Below are 18,844 nucleotides of genomic sequence, written 5' to 3' on the forward strand. Positions count from 1 at the left end.
AGTGTGAGCAACGCCGTCCCTCCGCAACGCCTGACTCGACCGCCAGCCAGGTCAGCATCAGTCCGGACAGCACCGAACCTGCAGACGCCTCCACAAGCCCCGAAGCTCGGCAAAGAGCCCCCCACCCGAGCCTGACGAGGCGTCAGCAAAGTCAGCATTAGGTCAGCATGAGTCCTGCCAGAGCCGCCCACAGACAGCCACACCCTGGAATCGCCAACCGCACCGGCCTGAGCCGGCCGGCCGTTCAGACGCCTTCCGGCAAGCAGGTGGAACACAGCGAGAAATACCCGACCACCTTCCGCCTCGCAGCCACCGACGCTGGCACGTTTCCCCAGTTCAGCGCGCCCTCCCCCGCGGTTTCAACGGCACCGGCGGAAGTTCCGGTGCGGGCAGTGGAGCCCCGTCGTACCCCTTCACCTCCCCGAACCGGAAGCCTTCCATCCAGTCCTGACGGGCCTGTACGATCTCTTCCTGAGATCGCCCGATCCAATTCCAGAACATGATCAGCTCCTCGTCGAACGGCTCACCCCCCAGCAGCATCAGGCCCGCGTCCGAGTCGGCGCGCAGCGGGAGTTCGGTGCGGCCGCAGCCGAGGTAGAGCATCGAGCCGGGGAGGACCGGGACACCGTCGACGTGGGCCTCGCCGGACATGGCCAGGACGGCGTACTCGAAGTCCGGCTCCAGCGGGAGGCGTACGTCCGCTCCGGCGGCGAGGGCCAGGTCCGCGCCGACGATCGGGGTGTACGTCGTGCCGGGCGAGGTCGCGCCGTCGACGTCGCCGAGGACGATCGTGGCGCGCAGGCCGGGCGCCGTGACGACCGGCAGCTCGGGGTGGTGCTCGAAGTGCGGGTCGACATGCCGGTGACTGTCGGGGAGGGCGACCCAGAGCTGCGCGCCGTGCAGGAAGCGGGCGTGCGACTTGGGGCTCTGTTCGGCGTGGCTGATCGCGCGGCCGGAGGTCATGAGGCCCAGTTCGCGCGGGCGGATCGTCGCGACGCTGCCGGTGGAGTCGCGGTGCAGCACCTCGCCCTCGTGCAGCCAGCTCACCGTCTGCAGGCCCATGTGCGGGTGCGGGGGCACCTGCATGCCGGGCTCGTCGGCGATGTCGTCGGGGCCGTAGTGATCGACGAAGCACCAGGCGCCGACCATACGGCGGCCCAGGTTGGGCAGCAGCCGGCGGACTTCGGTGGACTCGCCGAGCTGGACCCGGCGCGGGCTGAGGAGTTCACGGACGGGCTCCGCCACCACGAAACCACGGCCGCCGCACAGGGCCGGAACCGCTTCGCGATCAAGATTGCTCATGGCGACAACCTAGTCCCGTCGAGGCGGTTCCGTCAGTCCGCCTGTCCCCTCCAGCAGTCCGTCGGCCTCCGCCGAGAAAATAGTAGCCATGGATATAGTAGCCATGTACTGTATCTGGCATGAGTACGGCACACGAGGGCGCGACGCCCGGTTTCCTGGTCTGGCGACTGTCGATGAAGTGGCGCGTGGCGGTCGACCGCGCGGTGGCACCCCTGGGACTGACCCATGCGCAGTACTCCCTGGTGGCGTCGCTGTACGGCATGCAGCGCTCCGGACTGCGCCCCAGTCAGCGGCATCTCGCCGACCACACCGGACTCGAAGCCCTCTATGTCTCGAAGCTGGCCCGCGCCCTGGAGACCGCTGGACTCGTCGAGCGCACCCGGGACCCGCGCGACCCGCGCGCGGTCCAACTGGCCCTCACCGACCAGGGCAGCGAGGTGACTCTGCGGGCGATCAAGGTCGTCCACGGACTCCTGGAGCAGTTGCTGGCGCCGCTCGGCGGCCTCGACAGCGCGCGGGCCAAGGAGTTCTCCCGGGACCTGGCGACCCTGCTCGACACACCTCTCGACCGTCCCGGCGAGCACGACCATCCGAGTGAGCACGAGAAGGAGCAGTCATGACCACCACCGCACCCCGCCTCGACCCCCGCGTCCTCGGCCTCGCCCACTACGCCGCCCGCGCGGTCCTGGAGAGTGTCCTCACCCGGCACGGCCTCGCCTTCCAGCAGCAGATCGTCCTGCGACCGGTCGCCCTCGCCGACGGACCCGTCGACCGCGACCGGCTCACCGAGGACACCGTCGCGGCACTGAAGACCGACAAGCAATCCGTGCAGGGAACCATCGACGGACTGATCACGGCCGAACTGCTCGGAGCGGACGCCACCGAGGTGCGGATCACGGACGCCGGGCGGGCGCTGTACGAGCGGGTCACGAAGGAGACGAGCGCGGCCAGTGCCCGGATCTGGGGCGACATCCCCGAGGAGGACCTGCTGACCGCCGGCCGTGTACTGGCCCTGGTCACCGAGCGGGCCAACGCAGAGCTGGCCACCGTAGCGGAGTAGTGGAATATTCAACCAACAGGGTCCGTTGTGCGGGTCGAAGGAGGTCAGGTGGACATGACGTACTACGACCACGGGACACCGGCGGAGCGCTGGGAGCGCGCGCGGATGTTCTTCGACGCCAAGGACTACGCCGCTGCCGCGCGGGTGTTGGGCGGGCTGGTCGAGGAGGTGCCCGAGCAGACCGGACCGCGCCTGCTGCTGGCGCGCGCCTACTACCACTCGGCCCAACTGCGGCGCGCCGAGACCGAGTTGCGGGTCCTCGTGGAGCGCGACCCGGTGGAGCACTACGCACGGCTGATGCTGGGCCGCACGCTGGAGCGGCAGGGGCGGTACGAGGAGGCGGGTTCGCATCTGCGGATCGCCTCGGCGCTCGCGGGTGACTTCGAGCAGGTCTGAGACACAGCGCGGGGCCCGGTTCCGTGAAGGGACCGGGCCCCTTAGCGTGGGGCGCTACCTCGCGTACGTCCGCTGCCCGCGGCGGTGCGCGATCTCGCCCAGCACCACGTCCACGGCGATGAACGCGGCCAGCGGGATGCCCAGCAGCGGGACGAAGTAGCCGACCACGGCGATCACCGCCAGGCTGGGGACGAGGAGCAGCGGCGACATCTGGGCCCAGGCGCCGCGCGGGATCGGGCGGCCGAAGGAGGAACCCCGGCCGCGCTGCCACCACATGCGGTAGCCCCACACGATCAGCAGGATCAGGGAGAGGGCGAGCAGCATCAGGGCGATCTGGCTGACGAGGTCGAAGAGGATGCCGGTGTGCAGGTCGATGCCCCAGCGGGTCAGTTTGGCGAGCAACGGGTAGTCGGCGAAGCGGAGTTCGTCGGTCACCTTGCCGGTGGCGGGGTCGACGGCGACCGCGTCCTGCTTCTCGGGCCAACTGCGCTGGATCTGCCGGACGACGTACGTCGACTCGGCGTCGGCGGGCGGGACGATCTCGACGGGGTTGCCAAGACCCTTCGCCCGGGCGGCGGCGAGGATCGTGTCCATGCCTACCCCGTGTTCGGCGTCGCCGGTCGCGGTGGAACCGCCGTGGCCCGCGTGCTCGCCGCTCCCCGCGGCGGACACCGTCGGGGTGGCCTGGCCGAGGGAGGTGCGGAGTTCGTCGATGTTGGCGCCGGCGTACGTCGACCAGGTCAGGCCGGTCGCCGAGAGGAAGATGAACCCGGCGGCGGCCCAGACACCCACCGTGCCGTGCAGGCCGAGGGTGCGGCGCCGGCCGCTGGTGCCGCGCAGCTTGCGCAGGGCGCGGCGGCGGGAGAACCACAGCACCAGGCCGCCACCCGCGATGACCCACAGCCAGCTCGCGGCGAACTCGCTGTACAGGCGGCCGGTTTCGCCCAGGTGCAGATCACGGTGGAACTCGTCGATCCAGGTGCGCAGCGGGAGGGCGCCGGTCGAGCCGTACTGTTCGAGCGCGCCGCGGACCTTGCCGGTGTACGGGTCGACGAACACGGAGAGGGTGTGGGTGGCGCCGATCCCCTTGACGCCGGAGAGCATGACCCGGGTGGTGGCGCCCGCCTCCGGGGAGGGACGGACCGCCGAGACCGTGCCCTCGGGGTGCGCCTTGCGGGCGGCGGCGACCTGCTGCGAGATGGGCAGCTCACGGTCGCCGACGGGGACGGTCAACTCATGGGCGTACACGATCCGTTCGGCCTGGAACGCGCCGGCGTACAGGAAGCCGGTGGCGGCGGCGACGAGCAGGAACGGGGCGACGAGCACGCCGGCGTAGAAGTGCAGACGCAGGATCAGGGGGCGCAGCGGGGCCCAGCGGCTGGGGGACGGCGCCGGGACGGGCTCTTGCGGGACCTCGGCCGTGGTCGTCGAGGGAGCGGTGGACATGGGCGGGCTTCTCCGGGGGGCAGGGGGTGGGCAGATGAGCGGGTGGAGCGGGATGGGCAGCCTGGAAGCGGGCGGTTGAGACGGGCCAGTTGGACCTGGGCACGGAGACGGGAGCGGATCGGCCCAAGGCAGGCGCTCGGGCGGGTGGATGGCGCCGAAGCGGGTGACGACGAGGCCAGTGGGTTGGGGCAGGGGGCGGGGTCAAGGGCGGGCCGGGCCTCGTACGCACAGCACCTGTCGAAGCCGTAGTGATCCAGTAGTCGGGGCGTGAAGCCGCCGAGTTCCCGTGAGTTCGAGTGGCGTGCGTCACTCCCGGCCGGGCCGGAGACCGTCGTGTCCTGGCGCACCCGCTCCCGCACGGGCCGTAGGCCACGACCCCCTCACGTACTCACCCCTGCGCAAGCTCACCCCTGCGCAAGCCGAAGGCCATGGCATCCTGGCGCGATGGCTCTTCCCAGTGATCGCGCGCCCCTGGCCGAGCGGGTCGAGGAACTCCTCGCCGTCGGCGGCCCGTTGCCCATCGTCTCGGCCGGTGATCCGGTGCTGCGGCGCCGTACCGAGCCGTTCGACGGTCAGTTGGAGCCGGCCCTGCTGGCCCGGTTCGTGGAGGCGCTGCGCGTGACCATGCACGCGGCGCCCGGCGTGGGAGTCGCGGCCCCGCAGGTCGGGGTGGGGCTGCGGATCGCGGTGATCGAGGATCCGGCGCCGGTGCCGGAGGAGGTGCGGGTGGTGCGCGGGCGGGTGCCGCAGCCGTTCCGGGTGCTGGTCAATCCGGCGTACGAGCCGGTCGGGGACGACAGGGCCGCCTTCTTCGAAGGGTGTCTGAGTGTGCCGGGCTGGCAGGCCGTGGTGGCGCGGCACGCCTCGGTGCGGCTGACCGGGCAGGACGAGCACGGGCGGGCGGTGGACGAGGTGTTCACCGGATGGCCCGCACGGATCGTGCAGCACGAGACGGACCATCTCGACGGACTGCTGTATCTCGACCGCGCCGAACTGCGCTCACTGTCCTCGAACGAGGCGATGGCGGAGCGTTGGGCGCAGCCGACACCGGAGGAGGCGTCGGCTGCGCTCGGGTTCCGACTACCGTAAGAAGTCAGGGTTGTTCAGGTGTTCAGCCCCGGTAGGCCTCCAGCAACCGCAGCCACACCTCGCTGATCGTCGGATACGACGGGACCGCGTGCCACAGGCGGCTGATCGGGACCTGGCCGGCGACGGCGATGGTCGCGGAGTGGATCAGTTCACCGACGCCGGGGCCGACGAAGGTGACACCGCGCAGGATCTCCTCGTCGAGGTCGACGATCATGCGGGCGCGGCCCCGGTAGCCGTCGGCGTAGAGGCCGGCGCCGGATACCGAGGAGAGGTCGACGTCGACGGCGCGGACGCGATGGCCGGCCTGTTCCGCCTCGGCCAGGGAGAGGCCGACGGCCGCCGCCTCCGGGTCGGTGAAGACGACCTGAGGGACGGCGTCGTGGTCGGCGGTGGCCACATGGGCGCCCCACGGATCGGTCTCCAGCAGCGGGACGCCCGAGGCGCGGGCGGCGATCGCGGCGCCCGCGATGCGGGCCTGGTACTTGCCCTGGTGGGTGAGGAGGGCGCGGTGGTTGACGTCGCCGACCGCGTACAGCCAGTCGCTGCCCGGCGCGCGCAGGGTGTCGTCCACCGTGATCCAGGAGCCCGGTTCCAGGCCGATCGTGTCGAGGCCGATGTCGTCGGTCCGCGGGACGCGTCCGGTGGCGAAGAGGATCTCGTCGGCCTCGATCCGGTCGCCGCTGTCGGTGAGGGCCACGACGGTGCCGTTCTCGCGGGTCACCGAGGTCACCGACGTACCCGTGCGCAGGTCGACGCCGGCCTCGGCGAGCGCGTCGGCGACCAGTTCGCCGGCGAAGGGCTCCATGCGGGGCAGCAGGCCCTTGCCACGGACGAGGAGGGTGACCCGGGAGCCGAGGGCCTGCCAGGCGGTGGCCATCTCGACGGCGACGACCCCGCCGCCGACCACGATCAGCCGGCCGGGCGCGGCCTTGGCGCTGGTGGCCTCCCGGCTGGTCCACGGCTTGACCTCGTCGAGGCCGGGCAGGTCGGGGAGCAGGGCGCGGGTGCCGGTGCACACGGCGACGGCGTGCCGGGCCGTGAGGACGTGCCGTACACCGTCGGGGCCGGTGACCGTCACCGTGCGGGGACCGTCGAGGCGGCCCTGGCCGCGGTAGAGGTCGGCGCCGATGCCGTCGAGCCAGCGGACCTGGCCGTCGTCCTTCCAGCCCGAGGTCTCGTAGTCGCGATGGGCGAGCACCGCGGGGGTGTCGAGGGCGCCTTGGACGAGGTGGCCGAGGCCGGGCACGCGGCGGGCGTCGGCGCGGGCGATGACCGGGCGCAGCAGGGCCTTGCTGGGCATGCATGCCCAGTACGAGCACTCGCCGCCGACCAGTTCGCTCTCCACGACCGCGGTGGAGAGACCGGCCGCACGGGTGCGGTCGGCGACGTTCTCCCCCACGGGCCCGGCCCCGAGCACCACGACGTCGTACGCGATGGATTCCGTTTCCGTCATGGGGTCAGTCTGCTGGGTGGTGTGCGCTGAGGCCACACGGGTAGGGGCGCGGAATACGGGCCCGGACGACCGTGTTGTCCGGGACGGCTTCGCCCCCACATCGAGGAAGAGGGATTTACGCCATGAGCAGCACCGTGGAGCTCACCAAGGAGAACTTCGACCAGACGGTCACGGACAACGATTTCGTCCTGCTCGACTTCTGGGCGTCCTGGTGCGGGCCGTGCCGTCAGTTCGCACCGGTCTACGAGAAGGCGGCCGAGGAGAACCCGGACCTCGTCTTCGGCAAGATCGACACGGAGGCCCAGCCGGAGCTGGCGCAGGCCTTCGGCATCCAGTCGATCCCGACGCTGATGATCGTCCGCGACCGCGTCGCCGTGTTCGCCCAGCCCGGCGCCCTGCCGGAGGCCGCCCTGACGGACGTCATCGGCCAGGCCCGCAAGCTGGACATGGACGAGGTCCGCAAGTCGGTCGAGGAGCAGCAGGCGCAGGCCGAGCAGAACGGTCAGTAGCGGTTGCTGTCCTGGGCGTGGTCGCCGGTCGACGACTCGGCGGCCTCCCACAGCAGGTCGAAGCGGCTGACTCGGGTCGTGATGTGGCCGGTCCGCACATTGAGGGTGGTCCGGCCGCCCAGCCCCGCGAGGTCCTGCTCGACCTCGTAGGACAGTGTCCGGTCGAAGAGGACGAAGTCGGGGATCACCCCGCGGCGAACGTAGAGCGGCAGTTGTGAGGGGACCAGCACCCGGGCGTCGATGCCCAACTCCCGCTGGTCCTCGCACAGTTGCCGGAGGGCGTCATCGACGTCCTCCGGCCGTTGTGTGACGAACAGCCTGCGGATACGGACGCCCCGGTGCCGCACCGCTTCCGCCTCGGCCTCCAGGTAGCGGGCCGCGTCGTGGCTGAACCAGAGGTCCCGGGTGGCTCCGGTGCTGACGGCGTCGATGCTGCGCCTGGCGCACTGGGTCAGGGACTGCAACCAGTCCAGGTTCTGGCCCTCGCAGTCGGCGACCTTCGACGCCATGTTGTCGATCAGCCGCGTCACCCGGTTGATCTCCTCGGTGGCGAAGTCCCGCACTATGTCCGGGCTGTCGCCGCTCACCCGGGCCACGCTGCGGGCCAGTTCGACCACCCCGTCCGAGCGCAGTTCGGAGCGGTCGACCTCGCTGAAGAGTTCGGTCGCCGCGTTGATCTTGGCGAAACTCTCGCCGACGAGCTGCGCCATCTCTCTGCCCCGCACGTCGAGGGCGGTGTCCATCGTCTCCATCCGCTGCTCGAAGTCCACCAGGTACTGGACGAGCAGCGCGACACCGCCGAGCGCGATCGAGACACTCAACTGCCAGGACTCGGACTGATCGGCGGACGCGAGATTGACGATCAGGAAGGTGAACGCGCCCACCAGTGCGACGACCAGGACTCTCCGCACCAACTGGGGCACCCGGACCGACCGATGGGACTTCGCGGCCACTTGCGGCGCCCTCGTCTTGTCCACGGCTTCTTCCCCTCGGGTCGGCTGCTGTCGACGTGTCGTGCGGGCCACCTCGCGCAGGGCGCGTCCGTGGGCGGTTGAGGCCGCGACGGCCAGGTGATGGTCCGGGCCCAGACACCGGACGGCCAGCTCCGTGGCCGACTGGAGCGCTGTCACCGCGCGGTCGAGGCGCCCGCGCCGCGGCTCCGGGGCGGCGCGCGCCGAATCGAACTCGGCGCAGGCCAGGCTGACCACCGCCATGACAGTCTGCGGATGCTCCGAGCCCAGTGCGGCGGCCGCTCGCACCGTGATCGCCTCCAGGGCGAGGGTGAGCCGGTTCAGGTCACCGGTGTGTTGCCGCTCCCGGGCCTGTTCCAGTTCCACGATCGCCCGGCCCAGCAGCAGGGAGATCTCCGCCGATTCGCTTCCGGTCCCGGGGGCGCGTTCTTCGAGCGCGGCGAGATTGGCCGTCCGGAAGCGGGCAGCCGCGGCCACCCTGGTCGCCGGGTCCGTGTCCGGCGTGGTGACGGCGAGGTCGACGGCCGCGAGGACGTTTTGGACGTCGAGGTCCTCGCCGTCGGCCGACGCACCGGCCGCGTCGAGATGTCGCCGGGCCCGTCGTGCCGACGCCTCGGCCTGCTCCGACAGCCCCAACTGGGCTTGCGCTGCCGCTGTATTGGCGTGGACACGGGCTTGGAGCGACGACGCCGAGCGTGGGAGGTCGTCGGCCAGCCGCAGCAGCAGGTCGTAGGCCGACCTGAGGTCCCCCAGGGACCCGGTCATCACCGCCAGCTGGTTGAGCGCCGCGCCGCGTTCGGCCGGGTCCGTCGAGTCCGCGGCGAACAGGGCCGTGGCCGCGCCCCGCAGCACCCGCAGCGCGTCGTCACGGCGGTGCAGCGTGTTCAGCAGCGCGGCCAGGTAGCAGACACTCCGGGCAGACGCCGGATGCCGTACGACATCGGCGGCGATCAACCGATGCGCCGGCTCGGGCAACGGGCCGAGAGTGCCGCCGTCGTCCCCGTCCGTCAGCGCGTGCTCCACGCGGCGGACGAGATCACCGAGCGTTTCGCCGTTCACCGGTGTCCTCACCCCCGAGCGTCCCGTCGATCATGGCCCGGCCCGCTTGCATGGCCAGGCTGACCACCTGAGCCGGGTCGAGCAGGCCTCGGTCCGACCACTCCTTCAGCCGGACCAGCACGGTCTCCGTCCGGTCCATCACCGCGTCCGGGTCGGAGTCCACGCCCTGCGCCGAGGTCCCGGGCGGGGCCGTGGACGGGTCCTTCAGCACTCTGTGCAGGTGGCCGGTGCTGAAGTACTCGAAGCGGCTCAGGGCTTCGTGGATCGTGGCGGCGAACAGGACGTTGGCCGAGCGCCTGGCATCCTGCCGGTCCGGGTACTGCTCGATGAGGATGCCGATGACCGCACCGTCCGAGCCGGGGGTGGCCTTCTCCACCGGGCCGCCGGAGTACCCCGAGTAGTCGCCCAGGGTCTGCTCGACGGCCAGTTGGATCGCCTCGATGAAGTCCCCGCCCTCGCAGTGGTACTTGACGGCGTAGGCGTCCACCAGACCGCCGAGGTCCGGGTCGCTCAGCAGCGGGCGGTGCAGCCCTCGCCAGCGGTCGCCACGCCGCGCGTGATCGGCGTTCGGGAGGGTGAAGGGGACGTCCTGCGGGTGGAGGATCTCCACGATGGCGAGGTCCGCGTCCGCGACCCGCCTGCGGACGCACCCCTCCAGCGTGGTCCCCGACTCGAAGCAGACGCTCACCCGGTCGTCGTGGTCCGTCAGCCGGCGCAGACAGTGGTCGGCCGTCAGGACGTAGCAGCGGGTCAGCAGGAACCCGGCGCCCAGGTACATGTCGCCCTGGCGGAGGTCCACGGCGTAGTCGCGACCCGGCACGATGGGCCTTCAGGCCCGTTCCACGGTGATGACCACTTCGAACGACGCCTCGGCGGACGCCTTGGACAGGATCACGCCCGCCTCGGCCGCGAGGGTCACACCGAACGTCAGCTCCAGCGAACTGACCCGCCATCCCTCGCGCTCCTGAAGACGGGTCAGCGAGTTCTGGGCGATCCCGGAGGCAGAGACGATCGCCTCCTCCAACTCCCCCGACCGCTCCGCCAGGGAGGCCGTCCCGCGGTTTCTGGACCGGATCTGACGGGAGCCCTGCGAGTCGAGCTCCACCGTCTCGACCCGCACCAAGGAATCAGACATGTCCCCCACCCCATGGCCGAACTTCCGATCAGTCACACCATCGGAAAGGGTAGCCATCACGGGGTGGGCGCACACCGGTTACGACCAGAACGGGCTGTTACGACTAGAACGGGTAGGTCGCCACGTCCCCGCGCACCGTCGTCCACCGCACGTCGGTGAAGGCCTCCAGGTTGGCCTCGCCGCCGAAGCGGGCGCCGGTGCCGGAGGCTCCTGTGCCGCCGAAGGGGGCCACGGCCTCGTCGTTCACGGTCTGGTCGTTGATGTGGACGATTCCGGTCGGGATGCGTTCCGCCAGGTCCAGGCCGCGGGCGCTGTCGCGGGTGACGATGCCGAGCGAGAGGCCGTACGGTCCCGTCGCGGCCAGCGCCGCCGCCTCGTCGGGGGTGGCGAAGGATCGTACCGGCGCCACCGGGCCGAAGACCTCCTCCGCGTAGGCGGGGGTGTCGTCGCCGGCGCCCGCGAGGACGGTCGGCCGGTAGAAGAGGTCCTCGTGGGTGCCGCCCGCCGCGAGCCTGGCGCCCTGTGCCGTGCTGGCCTCGACCAGGCCGTGCACCTTGGCCAGTTGGGCGCCGTCGATGATCGGCCCGAGGTGGACCTGTGCGCGGTGCGGGTCGCCGACGGCGAGGGAGTCGGCCTTGGCGGCGAGGCGTTCGACGTACTCGTCGTAGAGCGAGGCGTGGACGAGGTGGCGGCCCGTCGTCATGCAGATCTGGCCCTGGTGGAAGAAGGAACCCCAGGCCGCCGTGGAGATCACCGCGTCCAGGTCGGCGTCCGCCAGCACGATCAGGGCCGAGTTCCCGCCCAACTCCAGGTGTGCGCGCTTGAGATGACGCCCCGCCGCCTCACCGACCACGCGACCGGCCGCAGTTGAGCCGGTGAACGAGATGACCGGCACCTGCGGGTCGGCGACCAGCGCGGACCCCACCTCCGCGCCGCCGGGCAGGACTTGGAGCAGTTCGTCGGGCAGACCGGCCTCCGCGAAGACCGCCGCGAGGGAGAGTCCACCGCAGACCGCGGTGCGCGGGTCCGGCTTGAGGACGACGGCGTTGCCGAGTGCGAGCGCGGGGGCGACCGAGCGGATGGAGAGGATCAGCGGGGCGTTGAACGGCGCGATCACGCCGACGACTCCGACCGGGACGCGCCGGGTGTACGACAGCCGGGGCGCCTCCGAGGGGAGGACCTGTCCGGCGGGGCGGGAGGCGAGCGCGGCGGCCTCGTAGCACTCCTGGGCGGCGACGTGCAGTTCGAAGTCCGCCTTGCCGGGGATCGACCCGGACTCCCGCACGATCCACTCGCGCAACTCCTCGGCGTGCGCGGCGAACAGGTCACCGGCCTTGCGCAGCACGCCGGCCCGGACGAAGTGCGGGACGCGCGCCCACTCGGCCTGCGCGGTGCGCGCCGCCCGCGCGGCGGGGCCGATGTCCTCGGCGGCGGCGAGCGTGACGGTGCCGAGCGTGTCGCCGGTGGCGGGCTCGGTGACCGAATACTCGGGGCCCGAGAGGGGGCGGGACTGCCAGGTCTTGGGGTCGAGCAGGGGCATGGCGGCTCTCCGTTCCGTCACCGGCGGGACCCACGGGGCAGGTGGGGTCCCGGGTCGTTCGCGTGACGGGATGCGGCGATCCGGCGCAGACGTGCGAGCCGCATCCGGTGGTCGAACGCATCCCCGTCTGGTTGAGCGTGCAACATCCTAGTCGCGTACGGCGAGTTCGCCCCGGTGCGGTCGTCGGTCCCCCGTTCAGCTTGAGTCTCGGTGGACCACCGAGGCGCCGAGCAGTTCGTGTACACCCGGTGGCGCGCCGGGCTCGCGTACCGCGCCGTCGACCAGTTCGGCGAGGTCGCGGCCGGAGGGCAGTTGGATGTGGACGGTGCTCAGGCGGGGGCGCAGGAGGCGGCCGATCATCAGGTCGTCGGCGCCGATCACGGCCGTGTCCTCGGGAATGAGGACGCCTTCGTCCTGGAGGGCGCGCATCAGCAGCATCGCGTACTCGTCGTTGTACGCGAACACCGCGTCGAGGCCGAGAGCGCGCCATCGCGCGGCGGTCTTGGCGGCGCTCTCCTCGGTGTAGGCGAGCGGGAGTTCGGTCACCGTGGCGTCCGTACCGAGCAGGGCGCGACGCACTCCTTCGAGGCGCGGCCGGGAGAAGGCCTCCAGGCCGGGCTCCTCGGGGACGACCACACCGATCCGGCGCCGGCCGCGACCGTAGAGGTGCGCGCCTGCGGCGTGGCCGACACCCTCGTGGTCCAGCAGGAGGGCGTGGGCGCCCTCGACCCGCTCGGGGCCGAGCGTGAGGACGGCCCGCGCGCCGGAGCGCTTGAGGACCGCGACGCCCTGCGGGCCGAGTCCGGAGCCGGGCACCAGGACGGCGACCGGGCGGAGTTCGGCCCAGGCACGGGCGGCCTCGTCGCCGTGCAGACCGACCGAGCCGTGCTGCACGACCGTGTAGTCGAGGCGGCTCAGCGCCCACTGGAGTTCGGTCATGAACTGGCTGTAGAGCAGTCCCACCGCCACGGTCGGCGCCGGCATCAGCACCATCCGGCTGTGCCCGGCGCGCAGGCTGCGGGCCGCCGCGTGCGGGACGTACCCGAGTTCCTTGGCGGCCGCGTGGACACGGCGGCGGGTGGGTTCGCTGATCCGTACGGCACTGGTGTTGTTGAGGACGTAGGAGACGGTCGCGCGTGAGACGCCGGCCAGGCGGGCCACATCGGCGCTCGTGGGGACGGAGCGCGGTGCGGGCGACGGGGCTGCGGGCGTTTTCGGTATCTGCACCATGACGTACGGCATCTTGGCAGAAGCCGGGGCCGCGCAGTGCGGCGGGGGAACGGTCGTCACGACAGCGACATGGTCCGGGATTTTACGAACATGTTCGTCACGAACTTGTTCTCAACGAACATGTTCGCTACTCTCGAAGCATGACAGCTCGCCCCGACACCCCGCGCAGCCGCCGCGAACGCCCGGCGAAACCAGCCCTGACCAGGGAGGGCATCGTCGCCGCCGCCGTGGCGGTGCTGCGCGCGGAAGGTCTGAACAAGGTCACCATGCGACGCCTGGCCCAGGAGCTGGACACCGGTCCGGCCTCGTTGTACGTGTACGTCCGCAACACCGCGGAGCTGCACGCGGCGGTCCTGGACGAGCTGCTCGGCACGATCGGGCCCGTCCCGGCCGAGGGCTCCTGGCGCGAACGGCTGGAGCGGGTGCTCACCGCGTACACCGCGATGCTGTACGAGCATCCGAGCCTCGCCCGTTCGGCACTGACCGCCTGGCCCAGCGGCCCGCACTACCTGAACCTGATCGAGACCCTGCTGGCCCTGCTCGACGAGGGACGCGTGCCACCCGCGCAGGCCGCGTGGGGCGTGGACCTGCTGCTCCAGCAGGCCACCGCGACGGCCGCCGAGCACTCGGCCGAGGACACCGGTCAGGACGCCGACTGGGACGCCCTGACGCACGCCCTGCGGAACGCGTCCGACCGCACCCACCCGCACATCGCCGCCGTCTCCGACGACCTGCTCTCAGGGGCACCCGAGGCACGCCTGTCCTGGAGATTCCAGGCACTGATCAACGGCATCGAGCGCACCGCCGTAGTCGACTGACATCCCATCAAATTCCGTCCCTCTCAAGGAGGTTCACCATGACCACCCCCCATCACCCCATCGCCGTCGTCGGCGGCGGACTCGGCGGGCTCACACTCGCCCGGGTCCTGCACGTCAACGGCATCGAGTCCGCCGTCTTCGACCTGGAGGCCTCCCCCGCCGCACGCACCCAGGGCGGCATGCTCGACATCCACGACGACTCGGGTCAGCCGGCGCTGCGCGCGGCGGGCCTGTACGAGGAGTTCCGCGCGCTGGTCCATCCCGGCGGCGAGGCCACCCGCGTCCTCGACAAGGCCGCCACGGTCCTGCTGGACGAGCCCGACGACGGCAACGGCGGACGTCCCGAGGTCGACCGCGGGCAACTGCGCGACCTGCTGCTCGGCTCCCTGCCGGAGGGCACCGTCCGCTGGGGCGCGAAGGTCACCGGCGCCCGTCCGCTGGACGGCGGCCGGCACGAGGTGACGCTGGCGGACGGCACCTCCTTCACCACCGATCTGCTGATCGGCGCCGACGGCGCCTGGTCCCGGGTGCGGAAACTGCTCTCGGACGCGCTGCCCGCGTACACCGGCATCTCGTTCGTCGAGGTGGACCTGCCGGAGGCCGGCGTACGGCATCCCGTGAGCGCCGAGGTGGTCGGCGGCGGCATGCTGTTCGCGCTCGCCGCGGGCAAGGGAATACTGGCCCACCACGAGACCGACGGGAGCCTGCACATCTACGTGGCGCTCAGCGTCCCCGAGGACGAGTTCGACGGCGTCGACTTCACGGACACCGAGGCGGCGAAGGCGTACACCCTGGAGCACTTCGCCGACTGGGACAAGAGCCTGCGGGCCCTGGTCGCCGACGCGGACGGCCCGCTGGTCCCGCGGCGGATCCACGCCCTGCCGATCGGGCACCGCTGGGACCGGGTGCCCGGCGTCACACTGCTGGGCGACGCGGCCCATCTGATGTCACCGTTCGCGGGCGTGGGCGCCAACCTCGCCATGCTCGACGCGGCCGAACTGGGCCTGGCGCTGGCCGCGCACCCGGGCGACACCGAGGCCGCACTGACGGCCTACGAGGAGCAGCTGTTCCCGCGCGGCGAGGAGTCGGCGGCGGACTCCGCGGCCAACGGGATCCTGCTGTTCCGCGAGGACGCCCCGCAGGGCGTGCTCGACATGTTCGCCGCCCACGACTGAGCGGGACTCAGCGGGGCGGCGGCGTACAGGTCACGCGGGCGACGAGGTCGACCCAGCCGGCCTCCAGCCGCTCCATGGGCATCCCGCACTGTCGGGTCAGATGGTTGATCAGGGCGGGGTCGAGATACGCCATGAGCGGCTGCGCGAGCAGCTCGCAGTCGGCGTCCGGCAGGATCTGCCGCAGCAGCATCGTGACGTGTGTGCGCAGGGCCCCGAGCGAGGGGTGGGAGAAGCGCCTGGTCGGCTCCGGCTGGGCGGCGAGCTGCAGGTCGAGCTGTTCCGCCGAGCGGTAGAGCACCGCCACACCGAAGGCCCGCAGCCGCTCGACCGGCGGGGCGCCGGGACCCAGTGGGGGCGGCCCGCCCAGGAAGTCGGCCTGGAGCTCCCGCGAGGAGTGGTCCAGCAGGGCGATCAGCAGACCGGTGCGGTCGCCGAAGCGGCGGAAGACCGTCCCTTTGCCGACCTCGGCCGCGGTGGCCACCGCCTCCATGGTGACGCCGGCCACCCCGTGCTCCGCGATCAGCCGGGCAGCGGCCTCCAGCAGCCTGGCCCGGTTGCGGGCCGCGTCGGCGCGCAGGCACGGCTCGCTGTCGGAGAAGGAGCGGACCTCAAGCAACTGGGCTTCACCGCTTGCCTCTTCGGGCTGCGAAAAGGGCGGCAGGACGCTGGACATGAACTCAGCATAAAGCACCGGGAAGAAACTGGACCGTGGTCCGGTTAGCCTGATACAACTTAAACGGACCCCGGTCCGGATCGTAACGGCAGTGTTTCAGCACCCCCCTTTGGAGTTCCCCCATGTCTGTTCGTATCCTCGCGCTCGTCGGCAGCCTGCGTGCCGGCTCGCACAACCGCCAGCTCGCCGAGGCCGCCGTGAAGTTCGCGCCCGAGGGCGCCGACATCGAGATCTTCGAGGGTCTCGCCGAGATCCCGTTCTACAACGAGGACATCGACGTCGAGGGCGACGTCCCGGCCGCCGCCGCCAAGCTGCGTGCCGCCGCCGGCTCCGCCGACGCGTTCCTCTTCTTCTCCCCCGAGTACAACGGCACCATCCCGGCCGTCCTGAAGAACGCCATCGACTGGCTGTCCCGTCCCTACGGCGCCAGCGGCTTCGGCGGCAAGCCGGTCGTCGTGGTGGGCACCGCGTTCGGCCAGTACGGCGGGGTGTGGGCGCAGGACGAGGCCCGCAAGGCCGTGGGCATCGCCGGCGGCAAGGTGATCGAGGAGATCAAGCTCTCCATCCCCGGTTCCGTGACCCGCTTCGCGGAGACCCACCCGGCCGACGACGCCGAGGTCGTGGCCCAGTTGACCGAGGTCCTCACCCAGCTCCACGGCCACGCCGGCGAGGCCGTCGCCGCCTGATCCGGGCACCCCGCCGCACCGCGGAAGGGGCCGGAGTCCACACGGACTCCGGCCCCTTCCGCGCGTCAGTCCAACTCGGCCAGACGCGGCACCACCGGCGCCACGAACCGCTCGATCCACTCGGCCGGTTCCCCCGTACGCGGACCAAGGATCACCGTGTCCACACCGAGCTTGGTGAAGCCGTCGATCTCCCGCAGGAAGGCCTCGACGTCCCCCGTCGTGACCGACTCGCCGGTGTGCACGATCGTCTTTCGGATATGGCCGTAGTCGCGCCCCAGCCGGTCGCAGTGCCCGCGCAGCACGTCGAGCTTGTGCCGCAGTTCGTCCGGCGTCGACACGATCAGGTTGCAGGCGTCGGCGTACTGGGCGACCAGCCGCAGGGTCTTCTTCTCGCCGCCACCGCCGATCATGATCTCGGGGTGCGGGCTGCTGACCGGCGCGGGCACGCAGAGGGTTTCGGCGAGCCGGTAGTGCTTGCCCTCGAAGGGGCCGTTCGCCTCCGGGTCCCACATCTGCAGACAGATCCGCAGCGTCTCCTCCAGCCGCTCGAAACGCTCCGCGACCGGCGGATAGGCCACACCGAGACCGTGGTGCTCACGGTCGTACCAGGCGGCCCCGATGCCCAGCGTGGCCCGGCCGCCCGAGAGCACGTCGAGGGTGGTGGCGATCTTCGCGAGCAGCCCGGGGTTCCGGTACGTCACCCCGGTGACCAGCGCGCCGAGCCGGACCGTGGAGGTGTGACCGGCCAGGAAACCCAGGGTCGTGTAGGCCTCCAGCATGGCGTCCTCGGCGCCGCCGTTGAACTCCATCTGGAAGTAGTGGTCCATCACCGAGAGCCAACTGACGCCCGCCGCCTCGGCCGCGGCACCCGCGGCGGCCAGCTCGGGCCCGACCGCGGCCGGCCCTCCGGGATGGTTGAAGCGGTTGATGTGTACGCCGACCCTCATGTCCGACTCCGTTTCACAGTCCGCACGGACCTTCACCGTCCCTCGTGACGGTAGGTCTTCGAGCGCCCTCGAAGACAACCGCTGTGCACCCTGCCCGCAGGGCGCTGCTCCTGGTACGCAGTGGCGCGTGAGGCACCCGCCGTCCGGCGGAGAGGTTCCGCCGGACGGCGGTGACCGGATCAGGGGTGGTCGCGCGGAGTATGGCCGTACGAGCCGCCGCACCCAGCGTCAGGAGAAGCGCATGACGTCCGTCCCGCCACCGCCCCCGTTCGACCCCGAACTCGCCGCCGCCCTGGAGTTGATCAGGGAGTTCATCTCGCCCGGGATGTCACTGGAGGACATCGACGAGATCCGCCGGGGCCCGGCGATCACACAGTCCGCGGAAATGGACCTCACCCTGGACGGCGCCTTCGACATCGAGGACCGGGAAGTGCCGGGGCCGGCGGGCGACCCCGCCGTCTCGCTCCTCATCTGCCGCCCGACCGCGCCCTCGACGACCGGACCGCTGCCCGTCATCTACCACGTGCACGGCGGCGGCATGGTGCTCGGCAACAACCGCGTCGGTGTGGTCGGGGCGCTGGACTACGCGCGGGAACTCGACGCGGTGGTGGTGTCGGTGGAGTACCGGCTGGCGCCCGAGCATCCGCATCCCGCGCCGATCGAGGACGTGTACGCCGGTCTGCTGTGGACGGCGGAGCACGCGAAGGAGATCGGCGGCGACCCGGAGCGGATCCTCCTCATGGGCGCGAGCGCGGGCGGCGGCCTGTGCGCGGCACTGGCCCTGCTCACCCGGGACCGCGGTGGCCCCCGCCCCATCGGCCAGTTGCTGCTCTGCCCCATGCTCGACGACCGCAACGACACCCCGTCCGCGCACCAGATGGCCGGCATCGGCATCTGGGACCGCACCGCCAACGAGACCGGCTGGACCGCGCTCCTCGGCGACCGCCGCGGCGGCCCGGACGTCTCCCCGTACGCCGCCCCGGCCCGGGCGGACGACTTGACCGGCCTGCCCCCGGCCTTCCTGGACGTCGGCTCGGCGGAGACCTTCCGCGACGAGGTCGTCACCTACGCGTCCCGCCTCTGGCAGGCAGGCGGCATCGCCGAACTCCACGTCTGGCCCGGCGGCTTCCACGGCTTCGACGGCTTCGCCCCGCAGGCAGCGGTGTCCCAGGCGGCGCGGGCCGCGCATGTGGGGTGGTTGAGGCGGTTGTTGGGGGTGTGAGGAGGGCGGGGACCTTTGTCTGACGCAGGGGCGGCTGCTTCCGGCGTGGGTGTCCATCGGTGCCGGTGGTTGCCCTCCTCTGCCGTACGGTCAGTTGTCGAGGCAGACGGAAGCGGACGGTACGGGCAGCTTT

Annotated in this window: 19 protein-coding genes; 9 read left to right on the forward strand and 10 right to left on the reverse strand. The window is 71.5% G+C overall.

Features of this window, described 5'->3' with window-relative positions:
- Positions 1 to 336 precede the first annotated feature (336 nt).
- Positions 337 to 1,302 carry a pirin family protein gene (locus AB0M63_RS24565; protein ID WP_366020890.1) on the reverse strand — a complete coding sequence of 322 codons (966 nt, stop codon included), beginning with the start codon at positions 1,300 to 1,302 and terminating at the stop codon, positions 337 to 339.
- A 119-nt stretch (positions 1,303 to 1,421) separates the two neighbouring features.
- Here AB0M63_RS24565 and AB0M63_RS24570 point away from each other — a divergent pair, with 119 nt between their 5' ends.
- The 3 genes from AB0M63_RS24570 to AB0M63_RS24580 are packed head-to-tail and all read left to right on the forward strand — an operon-like array spanning position 1,422 to position 2,758.
- Complete coding sequence (locus tag AB0M63_RS24570) at positions 1,422 to 1,922, forward strand: MarR family transcriptional regulator (protein ID WP_366020891.1); 501 nt, start codon at positions 1,422 to 1,424, stop codon at positions 1,920 to 1,922.
- The gene (locus AB0M63_RS24575) at positions 1,919 to 2,362 is read left to right on the forward strand and encodes a MarR family transcriptional regulator (RefSeq protein WP_366020892.1); all 444 of its coding nucleotides are present in this window, start codon (positions 1,919 to 1,921) and stop codon (positions 2,360 to 2,362) included. The genes AB0M63_RS24570 and AB0M63_RS24575 overlap by 4 nt, the downstream gene beginning before the upstream one ends.
- A 48-nt stretch (positions 2,363 to 2,410) precedes the next feature.
- Positions 2,411 to 2,758: a tetratricopeptide repeat protein gene (locus AB0M63_RS24580; protein WP_355924686.1), complete on the forward strand. Its 348-nt coding sequence runs from the start codon at positions 2,411 to 2,413 to the stop codon at positions 2,756 to 2,758.
- A 54-nt stretch (positions 2,759 to 2,812) separates the two neighbouring features.
- On the opposite strand, the gene AB0M63_RS24585 is transcribed toward AB0M63_RS24580, so the two are convergent.
- Positions 2,813 to 4,204 (reverse strand): PepSY-associated TM helix domain-containing protein, encoded by a 1,392-nt coding sequence (locus AB0M63_RS24585; protein WP_366020893.1) that lies wholly within the window; start codon positions 4,202 to 4,204, stop codon positions 2,813 to 2,815.
- Between the two features lie 444 nt (positions 4,205 to 4,648).
- On the opposite strand from AB0M63_RS24585, the gene AB0M63_RS24590 reads away from it, so the two are divergent.
- Complete coding sequence (locus tag AB0M63_RS24590; RefSeq protein ID WP_355924690.1) at positions 4,649 to 5,293, forward strand: peptide deformylase; 645 nt, start codon at positions 4,649 to 4,651, stop codon at positions 5,291 to 5,293.
- Positions 5,294 to 5,315: 22 nt separating this feature from the next.
- On the opposite strand, the gene AB0M63_RS24595 is transcribed toward AB0M63_RS24590, so the two are convergent.
- Entirely contained in the window at positions 5,316 to 6,746 is a 1,431-nt protein-coding gene (locus AB0M63_RS24595) for an NAD(P)/FAD-dependent oxidoreductase (RefSeq protein WP_366020894.1), read from the reverse strand.
- Between the two features lie 122 nt (positions 6,747 to 6,868).
- Between AB0M63_RS24595 and trxA the strand changes: the two genes are divergently transcribed.
- Positions 6,869 to 7,255 (forward strand): thioredoxin, encoded by a 387-nt coding sequence (gene trxA / locus AB0M63_RS24600; RefSeq protein ID WP_355924694.1) that lies wholly within the window; start codon positions 6,869 to 6,871, stop codon positions 7,253 to 7,255.
- Here the strand turns inward: trxA and AB0M63_RS24605 are convergent.
- From AB0M63_RS24605 to AB0M63_RS24625, 5 genes are all read right to left on the reverse strand, one after another.
- On the reverse strand, positions 7,249 to 9,285 hold the full coding sequence (locus AB0M63_RS24605) for a hypothetical protein (protein WP_366020895.1): 2,037 nt from the start codon (positions 9,283 to 9,285) through the stop codon (positions 7,249 to 7,251). The two genes, trxA and AB0M63_RS24605, sit on opposite strands and share 7 nt — an antisense overlap.
- Entirely contained in the window at positions 9,263 to 10,105 is an 843-nt protein-coding gene (locus AB0M63_RS24610; protein WP_366020896.1) for a trypsin-like peptidase domain-containing protein, read from the reverse strand. Before AB0M63_RS24610 ends, AB0M63_RS24605 begins: the two co-directional genes overlap by 23 nt.
- Positions 10,106 to 10,114: 9 nt before the next feature.
- The gene (locus AB0M63_RS24615; RefSeq protein WP_366020897.1) at positions 10,115 to 10,420 is read right to left on the reverse strand and encodes a CU044_2847 family protein; all 306 of its coding nucleotides are present in this window, start codon (positions 10,418 to 10,420) and stop codon (positions 10,115 to 10,117) included.
- Between the two features lie 103 nt (positions 10,421 to 10,523).
- On the reverse strand, positions 10,524 to 11,960 hold the full coding sequence (locus AB0M63_RS24620) for an aldehyde dehydrogenase family protein (protein ID WP_366020898.1): 1,437 nt from the start codon (positions 11,958 to 11,960) through the stop codon (positions 10,524 to 10,526).
- Positions 11,961 to 12,155: 195 nt separating this feature from the next.
- Positions 12,156 to 13,190 (reverse strand): LacI family DNA-binding transcriptional regulator, encoded by a 1,035-nt coding sequence (locus AB0M63_RS24625; protein WP_366021019.1) that lies wholly within the window; start codon positions 13,188 to 13,190, stop codon positions 12,156 to 12,158.
- A 140-nt stretch (positions 13,191 to 13,330) separates the two neighbouring features.
- Here AB0M63_RS24625 and AB0M63_RS24630 point away from each other — a divergent pair, with 140 nt between their 5' ends.
- The gene (locus tag AB0M63_RS24630) at positions 13,331 to 14,008 is read left to right on the forward strand and encodes a TetR/AcrR family transcriptional regulator C-terminal domain-containing protein (RefSeq protein WP_366020899.1); all 678 of its coding nucleotides are present in this window, start codon (positions 13,331 to 13,333) and stop codon (positions 14,006 to 14,008) included.
- A gap of 38 nt (positions 14,009 to 14,046) precedes the next feature.
- Positions 14,047 to 15,183, forward strand: a complete 1,137-nt coding sequence (locus AB0M63_RS24635; protein ID WP_366020900.1) for an NAD(P)/FAD-dependent oxidoreductase — start codon at positions 14,047 to 14,049, stop codon at positions 15,181 to 15,183.
- 7 nt (positions 15,184 to 15,190) lie between these two features.
- Here the strand turns inward: AB0M63_RS24635 and AB0M63_RS24640 are convergent, their stop codons facing one another.
- Positions 15,191 to 15,874, reverse strand: coding sequence for a helix-turn-helix domain-containing protein (locus tag AB0M63_RS24640; protein WP_366020901.1), 684 nt, complete (start codon positions 15,872 to 15,874; stop codon positions 15,191 to 15,193).
- A gap of 104 nt (positions 15,875 to 15,978) precedes the next feature.
- On the opposite strand from AB0M63_RS24640, the gene AB0M63_RS24645 reads away from it, so the two are divergent.
- Positions 15,979 to 16,542, forward strand: coding sequence for an NADPH-dependent FMN reductase (locus AB0M63_RS24645; protein ID WP_366020902.1), 564 nt, complete (start codon positions 15,979 to 15,981; stop codon positions 16,540 to 16,542).
- A gap of 65 nt (positions 16,543 to 16,607) precedes the next feature.
- Here AB0M63_RS24645 and AB0M63_RS24650 read toward each other — a convergent pair whose 3' ends face one another.
- Positions 16,608 to 17,489, reverse strand: a complete 882-nt coding sequence (locus AB0M63_RS24650; protein WP_355911364.1) for an LLM class F420-dependent oxidoreductase — start codon at positions 17,487 to 17,489, stop codon at positions 16,608 to 16,610.
- A 241-nt stretch (positions 17,490 to 17,730) separates the two neighbouring features.
- Here AB0M63_RS24650 and AB0M63_RS24655 point away from each other — a divergent pair, with 241 nt between their 5' ends.
- Positions 17,731 to 18,711 carry an alpha/beta hydrolase gene (locus tag AB0M63_RS24655; protein ID WP_366020903.1) on the forward strand — a complete coding sequence of 327 codons (981 nt, stop codon included), beginning with the start codon at positions 17,731 to 17,733 and terminating at the stop codon, positions 18,709 to 18,711.
- The last annotated feature ends 133 nt before the right edge of the window (positions 18,712 to 18,844 follow it).

It is taken from the genome of Streptomyces sp. NPDC051576 (genome assembly GCF_040681835.1).
Lineage (GTDB): Bacteria > Actinomycetota > Actinomycetes > Streptomycetales > Streptomycetaceae > Streptomyces.